Raw genomic sequence first — 12,333 nt, forward strand, 5'->3', positions numbered from 1 at the left:
CTCACCAGCCGGCTCAGGGACCACCCGCGGCGTCCAGCTCCACCAGGGCGTCGTGCAGCGGGCCGAAGATGGCCGGCGGGGCCGCGACGACCATGTCCGGCCCGGCCGGTGCTCCGTCGAGTCCGGACACCAGCAGGCCCGCCTCCGTGGCGACCAGGCCACCGGCGGCGTGGTCCCACGGGTTGAGCCCCTTCTCGAAGTAGGCGTCGACGCTGCCCTCGGCGGCCAGGCACAGGTCGATGGAGGCGGCACCGAAGCGCCGGATGTCGCGCACCCGGGTCAGCAGCTCGGCCACCACCGCACCCTGATGGGCCCGGCGCGCCCGGTCGTAACCGAAACCGGTGGCGAGCAGGGTCTGGTCCAGGGTGGTCCGCAGCGAGCCGGCCAACCGGCGTCCGCCGCGCCAGGCGCCCCCGCCGAGCGTCGCCGTCCACTCGTCGCCGGTGACCGGATTGAGCACCACGCCGGCCACCACGACGCCGTCGACCTCCGCGGCGAGCGAGACCGCGTACTGCGGGAGGCCGTAGAGGTAGTTCACGGTGCCGTCGATGGGGTCCAGGATCCACCGTACGGCTCCGGCGGCCGTTTCCGCGGAATCCCCGTACTCCTCGCCCAGCACGCCGTCTGCGGGCCGCTCAGCGGCCAGCGCGGCGACCACCTGTCGCTCGACGGCCCGGTCGGCCGCCGTCACCACGTCCGTGTCGGTGCTCTTGGTCTGCACGTCGGTGATCGCCTCGGCCCGGGTCCGCCGGGCGGTCGCCGCGGCCTCCCGGGCGATCCGTACGGCAATCTCGAGTAAGGTGTCCGGCGTCGATGTCCCCGGTTCAACAGCCACTGGTGACCGTCCTTTCAGCCGTCGTCATTGTCCCGGCAAACGCCTCTCGAGGGCCCGGTACCCCCCTCGAGACCACCCGCGGCGTGCCGGTGGCGTGCTGCGGCGGGAGGATCTAGCCGGACGGCGCTACAATTCACCCCTGCCCACGCTTCACGGACAGCCGCCAGCGGGCCCGTCCGCGTCCCGAGGGCTCCCACACCACACCGGCCAGCCTCGTTCCGCCGCGCGCTGCGCTGGGTTCATGGCCGTGTTACATCGCCCTCCGGAAGGTCATTCGTGACAGAAGCCCACCAGACCGGTGCCGACGTTCGCTCTCTCACCGAGGCCCTGATCGCCCATGCTCAGGGTGCGGGCGGGCAGATCACGTCAGCCGAGGTCGTGCAGACGGTCGAGTCGGCCGAAGTCACGCCGGCCCAGGCCAAGAAGATCCTCCGCGCCCTCGTGGACGCGGGAGTCACGGTCGTCGTCGACGGCTCGGCGAGCACCCGCCGCCGGGTCGCCGCCGCGCGCGCCGCCACCCCCGCCTCCAAGGCCACCACCGCCAAGGCGACCCGCGCCCCGGCGAAGAAGGCCGCACCCGAGCAGAAGCAGCCCGGCGCCGAGGACGACGCAGCCGCGCCGTCACCCGCCGCCGTGGCCAAGAAGGCAGCTCCCGCCAAGAAGGCCGCCGCCGCGCCGCGCAAGGCCGCCCCGGGGGCCAAGGCGGCCCCGGCCAAGGCCGCCAAGCCGGGCGAGACCCCGGCCGAGGGCGAGGAGATCGATCCCGAGGAGCTCGCCGCCGAGATCGAGGACGTCGTCGTGGAGGAGCCAGCCGCCCTGGTCCAGGCCGCCGCCACCGACGCGGCCGCGACAGCGACCGACGGCGACTTCGAGTGGGACGACGAGGAGTCCGAGGCGCTCAAGCAGGCCCGCCGCGACGCCGAGCTGACCGCCTCGGCCGACTCCGTCCGCGCCTACCTGAAGCAGATCGGCAAGGTCCCCCTGCTGAACGCGGAGCAGGAGGTCGAGCTGGCCAAGCGCATCGAGGCGGGCCTGTACGCCGCCGAGCGGCTGCGCGCCTGCGACGAGGGCGAGGAGAAGCTCGAGCGCAACTTCGAGCGGGACCTGCGCTGGATCGGCCGCGACGGTGAGCGGGCCAAGAACCACCTGCTCGAGGCCAACCTGCGACTCGTGGTCTCGCTGGCCAAGCGCTACACCGGCCGTGGCATGGCGTTCCTGGACCTGATCCAGGAAGGCAACCTGGGCCTGATCCGCGCGGTCGAGAAGTTCGACTACACCAAGGGCTACAAGTTCTCCACGTACGCCACCTGGTGGATCCGCCAGGCCATCACCCGCGCCATGGCCGACCAGGCCCGCACCATCCGCATCCCGGTGCACATGGTGGAGGTCATCAACAAGCTCGGCCGCATACAGCGTGAGCTGCTCCAGGACCTGGGCCGCGAGCCCACGCCGGAGGAACTGGCCAAGGAAATGGACATCACCCCGGAGAAGGTGCTGGAGATCCAGCAGTACGCCCGGGAGCCCATCTCGCTCGACCAGACCATCGGCGACGAGGGCGACAGCCAGCTCGGTGACTTCATCGAGGACTCCGAGGCGGTCGTCGCGGTCGACGCGGTGTCGTTCTCGCTGCTCCAGGACCAGCTGCAGCAGGTGCTGCAGACGCTGTCCGAGCGCGAGGCGGGCGTGGTGCGGCTGCGGTTCGGCCTGACCGACGGCCAGCCGCGCACCCTGGACGAGATCGGCCAGGTCTACGGGGTCACCCGGGAGCGGATCCGGCAGATCGAGTCGAAGACGATGTCGAAGTTGCGACACCCGTCCCGCTCCCAGGTCCTGCGCGACTACCTGGACTGATCCTGACCACGGCAGGCACGGACACCTTGATCAATACGGGATTACCCCCGTTCAGTCAACAGTCCGTGCCTGTTTGGTCACCACCCGTACATCGTTCGGTGGTGATCAGACCGTTGTGCAGAAGTGATCGTTGACGTGGCACCCTTGGAGCACGGCACACTAGCCGGACCACATGTGACTTGGGTCCCCCCGGGGCACAGTGGGAAGGCTGTTAGGGCCAAGGGTGTTGCACCATGGGTGAGCAGTAGCCGAGGAACATGTTCATCGGTGACGACCAGAGGAGGAAGGCGATGACCCCGACTCTCACGCCGCCGGCGGGAACGGTGGCCGGACCAGCAGCCGATGAACGGTGCGACCGCTGCAATGCAGCCGGAAAGCTCCGTTTGACCCTGGCTGGTGGCAGCGAGCTGGTGTTCTGCGGACACCACGCCAACAGGTACGCCGAGGACCTGGTGAAGATCACGGTCCAGTACAAGGCGGACCCGGAGTTCTCTTGGCGTGGCGCAGACATGATGTCTAACTCCAACTAACCCCCGACAGACGATCTGAGGGGCGCCCCGGTGTGGGCGCCCCTTTTTCTTTTGGTGGGGGCTTGGGGGCGGGGATGACCCACGCAGCCCGTCAGGCTTGATGTCTGCGTGGGTCATCCCCGCCCCCAAGCCCGTTGTGGTACAGCTGGGTGGTGCTTCGCGGGCTTTCCGGGCGCTGCGCCCTCCCGACCGGCTAATCGCGCCTCGCGCAGTCGGCGGGTCCGCTGTCTGCATGCCGGACCGGACCAGTCGCCTGCCGTGCCATGCAGGGGCCGGCTCTGGTCCGGCTGGCCGCCCGCATCGGCCTCCGCCACAGGCCTGCACAGCGCCACGCAGTCACTCCGGGCCTGGTCGCCCGGTCACGGGCACCCACCTCCCGGACATGCATCTGGCTCGGCCACTTGGCCGCGTAGTCCGCTCAGCTCGTGCGAACCGGCCACCATGCGATGTGCGGGACTTTGCCGCCTCGCCGTCACTTACCTTGGACTCGGGCTGACCCGATCGCCTCCGCCTTCGCTCACAGGCTCGGCCCCCACGCCGCGGGCAAGGCCGTCATTCCGCAGCCCGCCGCGGCCTGGGCCGACGCCCGACGCCCGACGCGTCTGAACCCCGGCTTCCGGCGCGTGCAGCGTTGTGACCGCGGCTTTTTGCGTGGTTGTTGAGCTTTTGCACAGAGCTGACGGTGGGACGCCTGGAGTTCAGGCCGACTTCTGCGGGCAAACTCGCGGCGAGCGCCGACCACCTCGGCGCGAGCCGGGAGACCATGGTCGATGTTCACGTCCGCCTGGACGGGCGGCGCTTGACGGGCCAGAAAACCTACATCGTTTGAATGGTGGCGATTCGTTCTTCTAGTTGTTCGATTGTTGCCTGGGCGCTCGGTGGGCCTCCGCACAGACGCCGGAGCTCCGCGTGGATTTTGCCGTGGGGCAGGTTGGTGCGGTGGTGGTGGGCCGCCACCAGAGTGTTCAGCTGGCGGCGCAGGCTGTTGCGGCGTTCGCCCGCGCTCAGTGTCACCACCGGCTCCCGCTGGGCCGGGACTGGCTCAGCCGCCTTCTGCCGCTTCTGGGCCGCCAGTTGCTCACTCTGCCGCCGTTCGAGGAGCACGCTCACCTGGTCGGGCGTCAGGAGACCGGGCAGCCCCAGGTATTCCTCTTCCTCGGGCGTCCCGGTGCGCGCCCCGGTGCCGAACGAGGCGCCGTCGTAGATCACCTGGTCGAGCTCGGCCGTCGCGGACAGGGCCTCGAAGCGCTTTTCCAGGTCGCCCTCGGCGTCTTCGGCTCGCTGGGCCCGTTCCAACAGGGCGTCGTCCAGGCCGTCGGGGTCTTTCGGGGCGCCCAGGATGTGGTCGCGTTCTGCTTCCATCTCGCTGGCCAGGCCCAGCAGGTGCGGGACGCTGGGCAGGAAGACCGTCGCCGTTTCCCCGGTGCGGCGGGCCCGGACGAACCGGCCGATCGCCTGGGCGAAGTACAGCGGGGTCGAGGCGCTGGTCGCGTACACGCCGACGGCCAGGCGGGGGATGTCGACGCCTTCCGACACCATGCGGACCGCGACCATCCAGCGCTCGTCGGAGACCGCGAACGAGGCGATCCGGGCCGAGGCGCCCTGGTCGTCGGAGAGGACGACCACCGCCGGCTGGCCGGTGATCTCGCCGAGGAGCTTCGCGTACGCCCGGGCGGTCTGCTGGTCGCTGGCGATGACCAGGCCGCCCGCGTCCGTCATGCCGTGCTCGCGGAGCCGGGACAGCCTCGCATCCGCCGCGCGCAGCACCTGGGGCATCCAGTCGCCGCGGTGGTCCAGAGCCGTGCGCCAGGCCTGGGCCACCAGGTCCTTGGTCATCGGCTCGCCCAGCCGGGCCGCCAGCTCGTCGCCGGCGTTGGTCCGCCACCGGGTCTCGCCGGAGTACGCCATGAACAGCACCGGCCGGACGACGCCGTCGCGCAGCGCGTCCGAGTAGCCGTAGACCGAGTCCGAGCGGGACCGCTGGAGGCCGTTGTCGCCGCGTTCGTAGACCACGAACGGGATCGGGTTGTCGTCCGAGCGGAACGGCGTGCCGGTGAGCATCAGCCGGCGTTCGGCCTCCTCGAAGGCCGACTTCACGCCGTCGCCCCAGGTGCGGGAGTCGCCGGCATGGTGGATCTCGTCCAGGATGACCATCGTCGGGCGGGTCATCGTGCGCCGCCGGTGCACCGCCGGTGCCATGCCGACCTGCGCGTACGTCAGCACGGCCCCGTGGAAGTCGCGGGACGAGTGCACGTCGGCGTTGCGGAACGACGGGTCGAGCTGGATGCCGACGCGGGCCGCCGCGTTCGCCCACTGGGTCTTCAGGTGCTCGGTCGGGCAGACCACGGTGACCGCCTCGACGGTGCCGTCGGCGAGCAGCTCGGCGGCGATCCGCAGGGCGAAGGTGGTCTTGCCCGCGCCCGGGGTAGCGACGGCCATGAAGTCGGGGCTGCGCCGACGCAGATACTCCACCAGGGCCTTGCGCTGCCAGGCGCGCAGCGGCGGGAAGGTCTCCAGATTCGGCAGGGGCGGACTCAAGCTCGACGATCCTCTCGACTCACACCACACAGCAAAATGCCCCCGCGCAACGGCCGCAGAGGCGAAACCCAGCATAGCGGCGGCGGGCCGCCACCGTGGTCACGGCACAGCGACGGGCGCCGACCAGCGCCGGTACAGCGCCAGCAGCCGTACCCCGGTCATCGCGGCCGCGACCGACGCCAGCGGCACCGGTCCGGCCAGATCGAGCCTGTTCAGCAGGGTCACCGCCGCCGCGCCGCCCAGTGCGACCACCGCGTAGATGTCGCGTTGCAGCACCACCGGGATCTCCCCGGTGAGCAGGTCGCGGGCCAGGCCGCCGCCGATGCCGGTCAGCATGCCGATCAGGCAGGCGCCGACCGCCGGCAGGCCGGCGTCCAGAGCTTTGATCGTGCCCAGGACGGTGAACAGGCCCAGGCCGGCGGCGTCCAGGAGCAGCACGGTACGCCGCAGCCGGTTGAGCTGCGGGTGCAGGTAGAACACCGCCACGGAGGCGCTCACCGCCGTGACGGCGTACCGCCAGTCGGAGAAGGCGAGCGGCGGCACCGCGCCGATCACGAGATCGCGCAGGATGCCGCCGCCGAGGGCGGCGACGAAGCCGACGAAGCCGACGCCGAACAGGTCGAGCCGCTTCGCGGCGGCGGCGCTGGCGCCGGAGGCCGCGAAGACGGCCACGCCGATCAGGTCCGCGACCAGCAGGCTGTAGCCGCCCGTCACGAGAACCGGCCAGGGGTCAGTGCTTCATCGACTCGTAGATCTCCTTGCACTGCGGGCACACCGGCGAGCCCGGCTTCGGCGACTTGGTCACCGGGAACTTCTCCCCGCAGAGAGCGATCACGAAGGTGCCCATCACGGCACTCTCGGCGATCTTCTCTTTGCGCACGTAGTGGAACATCTCGGGACCGGTGTCGGCGTCCTTGGTCTCCGGACGCTCCAGGATCTGCGTGCTCACGGCATCTGCCCTTCATGAGTCTCATGACTGTGTGCTCAACGGCACAGCACCGGTGAATCGGCGCTGTTGCCGGGCCCGCGTGCCCCCCGGTCACCGCGGAAGAAGCTCCAACCCACAAGTCTGACACCTCACGCCTGGTCGGTCCAACGACAACGGAGCCGCAGGGCACCGTACCGTTGCCATCGTGACCGATTCCACGCGGCAGATGGGCCGCTATGCCATCCGTTACGGCGACCATGTGTCCCGGGCGCGCCGCGACGGCCGCCCGGTGGTGGCACTGGAGAGCACGATCGTCTCGCACGGCCTGCCCCGGCCCGACAACCTGCGGGTCGCCCGGGAGATCGAGCAGACCGTCCGTGACAACGGTGCCGTCCCCGCGACCATCGGGATGATCGGCGGCGAGCTCGTCGTCGGCCTAGAGGACCACCAGATCGAGCACCTGGCCGGCGCCGACGGGGTGGCCAAGCTCTCCGTCCGCGACCTGGCCGTCGCCGCCGCCACCGGCGCCGACGGGGCCACCACGGTCGCCGCGACCAGCGCGATCGCCGCGGCGGCGGAGATCGGAGTCTTCGCCACCGGCGGGCTCGGCGGCGTGCACCGCGAGGCCAACAGCACCTTCGACGAGTCCAACGACCTGACCACGCTGGCCCGTACGCCGATCGTCGTGGTCTGCGCCGGGGTCAAGTCGATCCTCGACGTCGGCGCCACCCTGGAGCGCCTGGAGACCCTCGGGGTCTCCGTCGCCGGGTACGGCACCCGCCGCTTCCCGGGCTTCTTCGTCACCGACGGCGGTTTCGACGTCGACTGGCGGCTGGACTCCCCGAAGCAGGTCGCCGACGTCATCGCGGCCCGGGCTGACCAGGGCGTCGGCGCCGGCGCGCTGGTGCTGGGCAACCCGTTGCCGGCCGACGAACAGCTCGACCCGGCCCTGCACGACCGCACCCTGGCCGAGGGGCTGGAGCTGCTGGCCCGGGACGGGGTCACCGGCAAGGCCGTGACGCCGTTCCTGCTGGCGCATTTCCACAGCAGCACCGAGGGCCGGAGCCTGGCCGTCAACGTGCGGATCATCCTGCGCAACGCGGCCCTGGCGGCCCGGATCGCGGCCGCGGCCACCCCGGCCCCGGCCACCCTGGGCTTCGCGCTGCCGTGAGCGTGCTGGTCGTCGGTGACCTGGTGACGGACGTGCTGGTCACGCACGCCGGGCCGCTCGCCGTGGGCTCCGACACCGAGGCGCGGATCCTGGTCGGCGGGGGCGGTCAGGCGGCCAACACGGCCGCCTGGCTCGCCTACGCCGGGGCGGGCGCCACCCTGATCGCCGCGGTCGGTGACGACCATGCCGGCCGGGAACGGATCGCCGAGCTGGTCGCGGCCGGGGTGCGGTGCGCGGTGCGGGCCCATCCCGGGGTACCGACAGGCAGCGTGGTGGTGCTCAGTTCGGCTGACGAGCGCACGATGATCACCGACCGGGGAGCCGCGCTGCTGCTGGACCCGGCGGATGTCACGGCCGCCGTCAAGGCCGCGCCGGGCGTCACCCACCTGCATCTGTCCGGCTATCCCCTGCTGCACGCGGGGTCGCGGCCGGGTGGGCTGGCCGCGCTGGCGGCGGCCCGGGAGCGGGGACTGACCACGAGTGTCGACGCGGCGTCGGCCGAGCCGCTGCGGCAGCTCGGCGCGCAGGCGTTCCTCGACCTGCTGCGCGGCGTCGACCTGCTGCTGTGCAATGCCGACGAGGCCGCCGTGCTGGGCGGGACGGGCCCGGCGGAGGAACAGGCAGCCGCGTTGACCGCGGTGGCGGTCAACGTGGTGGTCAAACTCGGGGCAGATGGTGCCGTCTGGGCATCCCGGGACGGGGTGTTGCGGTCGGTTGCGGGTGTGCGCGTACCGGCGCTTGATCCGACCGGGGCGGGTGACGCATTCGCCGCCGGCCTGCTCACCGCGTGGTGTGCCGGTGCGGAGCCGGCGGCCGCGCTCTCGGCCGGCGCCGCACTCGGCGCGGCGGCTGTGCAGACGGCAGGCGCGCGACCGCTGCCTTAGGGCTCGATGTCGATGGTGCGCTGCTTGATGGCCTCGGCCGCCTCCGGCTCGAGGATCCGCTGCTGGTTGACCGCCGGGCTCGCCGCCGGGTTGGCCCGGCTCTTGGGCGGGCGGTCGTTGGCGATCAGCACCGCGGCCCACGGCAGGAAGACCATCCCGATGGCGCAGAGGACCAGCCAGAGCGGCAGCAGGGGCGGGCGGACGCTGACCAGGACGGCGCCGATGATCAGGCAGGCGGCCCGGCCACCCATCATGGTCACGTAACGGATCTGGCGGCTGCGGAGCTGTTCGCTCGGGCTGCGAGCGGCGTTGGTGATCAACACCGGCTGCTTCTTCACCTTGAATCTCCGATCGACAACCCATCCTCGCACCGCTACCGGGCAGGTGCCCACAATCGACGCAGTCCGCCCCGGGCGGCCGGGGCTCGGAGCGACCGGTAACCGTTCACAAAGTCCGCGGTCCTACCGATCAGGGAGGATGTGCGGTGGTTGCCCTGCGGGCTGAACCGGCGGCGCTGGTCGGGCGTCGCCCTCGTCGTCGTGGTCGCGCTGCTGGGCTGCACGACCGCCGGGTTCGCCGGGCGCAACGCGCGCAACGCCGAGCAGCGCTACGCCGCGCAGCTCATGGACCGCTACACCAGCGACCTCACCCGGGCGATCACCACCCAGATCCAGCGGTACGGCGACACCCTGGCCGACGTCGCCATCGCCCTGGGCTCGCAGACGGACCTGACCGCCGGTGACTTCACCTGGATCACCAACAAGATCAGCAACCGTCACCTGCCCGGCGCCACGTCGCTCGGCTTCGTGGTCTCCACCCCGCCCGGCGGTGTCGCGGCGACCCAGTCCTACTGGCGTGGCCGCGGCGCCACCGGTCTGACCCTGCGGCCGGCCGCGACCGAGGGTGAGCACGCGTTCGCGGTGTTCGCCCGCTCCTTCGACGATGTGCCCGCGCGGCCCGGCACCGACGTGACCGCCTCGCCCGAGGCCGCCAAGGCGCTGCAGGACGCGTACACGGTCGGCGGTTTCGCCGTCAGCCAGGCCTATGTGCTGCTCAAGGACCAGGCTGTCCCGGTGGCCGACCGGCAGCTGTCGTTCCTGTTCGCGGTGCCGGTCGCCCGCATCGGTGGCGCTTTCCGCGGCTGGCTGACCATGGGGGTGCACGGGCGGGACCTGCTGGCGGAGACGTTGCGGACGCAGGCCCACGGGGCGGTGGCGGCCGACCTGGACGACCCGACCGACGCCGTCGAACGGGCCATCGCCACCTCCGGGACACCCGCGGCGGGCCACTCCCCCGCCCTCGACCGGATCGCCACCGTCTCGGCCGGGCTACGCACCTGGGAGCTGGAGGTGCATCCCACCGAGCAGCTGCTGCGGGAGACCGACCGCGGCATCGTGCGGACCACCTTCGCCGTGGCCATGACCATCGCACTGCTGCTCACCACGCTCGTCGCCCTGCTCACCGGCGCCCGCAACCGGGCGATGGGCAAGGTCGACGCGGCCACGGCGGCGCTGCGCGGTGACATCGAACGCCGGCAGCAGGTCGAGAACCGGCTGCGCGAACGCGAGCTCGAACTCGAACAGATGGCCCTGCACGACCCGCTGACCGGGTTGGCCAACCGGGCCGGCCTGGACGCCCGGCTGGCCGAGGTGGTCGGCCGGCGTACCGACATCGCCCTGCTGCTCATCGACCTCGACGACTTCAAGCTGGTCAACGACGTGCACGGGCACGCCGCCGGCGACGCCATGCTGACCGAGTTCGCGCAGGTCCTACTGGCCGGGGTGCGGGCCGGCGACGTGGCCGCCCGGATCGGCGGCGACGAGTTCGTGGTGCTGGTCACCGGCGTGACCAGCCCGGATCAGGCGGTCGCGGCGGCGCAGCGGGTGCTGGCCATGGCGGCCGCGGCGCCGGTCCATCTGGGTGACGACCTGCTACCGGTACGGGCCAGCGTCGGCGTGGCGACCAGCCGGCCCGACGACACCCCGAAGGAGCTGCTGCGCCGCGCCGACATCGCCATGTACCAGGCCAAACACCTGGGCAACCACGGCGTCCAGCTGCACGACCCGTCGATGAGCGACCACCGCGCGGCCGACGCCCAGCTCGGCGAGGACCTGGCCGGCGCCCTGGAACGCGGCGAGCTGCACGTGCTCTACCAGCCGCTGGTCGACCTCGCCGACGCCCGTCCGGTCGGGGTAGAGGCACTGCTGCGCTGGCACCACCCGCGGCTGGGCGTGGTGTCACCGACCCGGTTCATCCCGATCGCCGAGCGCAGCGGCACCATCACCGACATCGGCCTGTGGGTGCTGGAGACGGCCTGCCGCCAGGTCGTCGAGTGGGGCGGCCTGTACGTCAGCGTCAACTTGTCCCCGCGGCAGTTGCAGGAGGAGTCGCTGGTGGCGGACGTGCTGGGGGTGCTGACGCGTACCGGGCTGGCGCCGGACCGGCTGTGCCTGGAGATCACCGAGTCGGCCCTGGTGGACGAGAGCACCGGCATCACCAGACTGCGGGCACTGCGCGACCACGGCGTCCACGTGGCGATCGACGACTTCGGCACCGGCTACTCGTCGCTGCACTACCTGACCCGGCTCCCGGTCGACATCCTCAAGATCGACCGCAGCTTCGTGGCCCAGCTCGACGGCACCCCGGAGGGCTCGGGCATCACCGAGGCGATCCTGCGGCTGAGCCAGGTGCTGCACCTCAAGACGGTGGCCGAGGGCATCGAGAACGCGGAGCAGGCGGCCGAACTGCAGATGCTGGGCTGCGGCATCGGGCAGGGCTACCTCTTCGCCCGGCCGCTGCCCCCGGCGGACCTCTTCGAGCTGCTGGTCAGCCCTTCGCGGCCGCCTTCATCTCCTTCTTGAAGGCCCGCACCCGGCCCAGCGAGTCGGCGTCGACGATGTCGGCCACCGAGCGGTGCGAGCCCTCCTCGCCGTACGCGCCGGCGGCCTCGCGCCAGCCGGGCGGCTGGACGCCGTACTGCTTGCCGAGCAGGGCGGCGAAGATCTGCGACTTCTGCCTGCCGAAGCCGGGCAGGGCGGCGATCCGCTTGACCAGCTCCTTGCCGTCGGCGGCGTCGCGCCAGAGGTTGGCGGCGTCCCCGTCGTAGCTGCCGACCAGGGCCCGGCAGACCTCCTGCACGCGGGCGGCCATGGCCTTGGGGAACCGGTGCAGGGCGGGCGGCGTGGCGAAGATCGTGACCAGCTGCTCGGGATCGAACTCGGCGAGCTCGGCGGCGGTGGGGGCATGACCGAGCCGCTGGGCGAGCACGTAGGGCGAGCTGAACGCCTTCTCCAGCGGGATCTGCTGGTCCAGCACCATGCCGATGAGCAGGGCCAGCGGGTCTTTCGCCAGCAGCTCGTTGGCCTCGGCGGCGATGGGCAGCGAAAGCGTCATGGCCCACATCCTATGGACAGCCGGCACTGCGAGCCCGCCTCACGACCGTGATGCCCTCCGTCGAGCAGGTCGCCGCGATGATCGACCATTCGCTGCTGCGCCCCGAGCTCACCACCGCTACGTGCATGACGACATCGCCGCGGTCGTGGCGGCGACCGAGGCGATCCTGGACGACTGGCCGCGAGCCACCGCGGTGAGCCGGC

11 protein-coding genes are annotated in these 12,333 nt (G+C 71.6%); 5 read left to right on the forward strand and 6 right to left on the reverse strand.

Annotated features, from left to right (window positions below; genetic code table 11):
* Window positions 1–13: 13 nt before the first annotated feature.
* Window positions 14–835, reverse strand: a complete 822-nt coding sequence (locus AB0C12_RS19070) for an inositol monophosphatase family protein (protein ID WP_360549614.1) — start codon at window positions 833–835, stop codon at window positions 14–16.
* A gap of 276 nt (window positions 836–1,111) precedes the next feature.
* Between AB0C12_RS19070 and AB0C12_RS19075 the strand changes: the two genes are divergently transcribed.
* Together AB0C12_RS19075 and AB0C12_RS19080 are read left to right on the forward strand one after the other, a co-directional pair.
* Window positions 1,112–2,686 carry an RNA polymerase sigma factor gene (locus tag AB0C12_RS19075; protein WP_360549616.1) on the forward strand — a complete coding sequence of 525 codons (1,575 nt, stop codon included), beginning with the start codon at window positions 1,112–1,114 and terminating at the stop codon, window positions 2,684–2,686.
* Window positions 2,687–2,976: 290 nt separating this feature from the next.
* Window positions 2,977–3,216, forward strand: a complete 240-nt coding sequence (locus tag AB0C12_RS19080; protein ID WP_125803548.1) for a hypothetical protein — start codon at window positions 2,977–2,979, stop codon at window positions 3,214–3,216.
* 816 nt (window positions 3,217–4,032) lie between these two features.
* Here AB0C12_RS19080 and AB0C12_RS19085 read toward each other — a convergent pair.
* The 3 genes from AB0C12_RS19085 to AB0C12_RS19095 all read right to left on the reverse strand — a co-directional run bounded on the left by AB0C12_RS19085 (window position 4,033) and on the right by AB0C12_RS19095 (window position 6,703).
* On the reverse strand, window positions 4,033–5,754 hold the full coding sequence (locus AB0C12_RS19085; protein ID WP_360549618.1) for a DEAD/DEAH box helicase: 1,722 nt from the start codon (window positions 5,752–5,754) through the stop codon (window positions 4,033–4,035).
* 99 nt (window positions 5,755–5,853) lie between these two features.
* Window positions 5,854–6,468 (reverse strand): TRIC cation channel family protein, encoded by a 615-nt coding sequence (locus AB0C12_RS19090; protein ID WP_360549620.1) that lies wholly within the window; start codon window positions 6,466–6,468, stop codon window positions 5,854–5,856.
* A gap of 16 nt (window positions 6,469–6,484) precedes the next feature.
* Entirely contained in the window at window positions 6,485–6,703 is a 219-nt protein-coding gene (locus tag AB0C12_RS19095) for a DUF3039 domain-containing protein (protein WP_203765641.1), read from the reverse strand.
* Between the two features lie 205 nt (window positions 6,704–6,908).
* Between AB0C12_RS19095 and AB0C12_RS19100 the strand changes: the two genes are divergently transcribed.
* Window positions 6,909–7,853: a pseudouridine-5'-phosphate glycosidase gene (locus tag AB0C12_RS19100; RefSeq protein ID WP_360550531.1), complete on the forward strand. Its 945-nt coding sequence runs from the start codon at window positions 6,909–6,911 to the stop codon at window positions 7,851–7,853.
* A gap of 2 nt (window positions 7,854–7,855) precedes the next feature.
* Complete coding sequence (locus tag AB0C12_RS19105; protein WP_360550533.1) at window positions 7,856–8,737, forward strand: PfkB family carbohydrate kinase; 882 nt, start codon at window positions 7,856–7,858, stop codon at window positions 8,735–8,737.
* Here AB0C12_RS19105 and AB0C12_RS19110 read toward each other — a convergent pair.
* On the reverse strand, window positions 8,734–9,075 hold the full coding sequence (locus AB0C12_RS19110) for a DUF3099 domain-containing protein (protein ID WP_360549622.1): 342 nt from the start codon (window positions 9,073–9,075) through the stop codon (window positions 8,734–8,736). The genes AB0C12_RS19105 and AB0C12_RS19110 overlap by 4 nt on opposite strands.
* 141 nt (window positions 9,076–9,216) lie before the next feature.
* On the opposite strand from AB0C12_RS19110, the gene AB0C12_RS19115 reads away from it, so the two are divergent.
* A complete protein-coding gene (locus tag AB0C12_RS19115) occupies window positions 9,217–11,598 on the forward strand; it encodes a bifunctional diguanylate cyclase/phosphodiesterase (RefSeq protein ID WP_360549624.1) in 2,382 nt (793 codons plus the stop codon).
* Here the strand turns inward: AB0C12_RS19115 and AB0C12_RS19120 are convergent.
* Window positions 11,564–12,130 (reverse strand): HhH-GPD-type base excision DNA repair protein, encoded by a 567-nt coding sequence (locus AB0C12_RS19120; protein WP_360549626.1) that lies wholly within the window; start codon window positions 12,128–12,130, stop codon window positions 11,564–11,566. The genes AB0C12_RS19115 and AB0C12_RS19120 overlap by 35 nt on opposite strands.
* Between the last annotated feature and the right edge of the window lie 203 nt (window positions 12,131–12,333).

Source organism: Actinoplanes sp. NPDC048967, assembly GCF_040649415.1.
Taxonomy (GTDB): Bacteria; Actinomycetota; Actinomycetes; order Mycobacteriales; family Micromonosporaceae; genus Actinoplanes.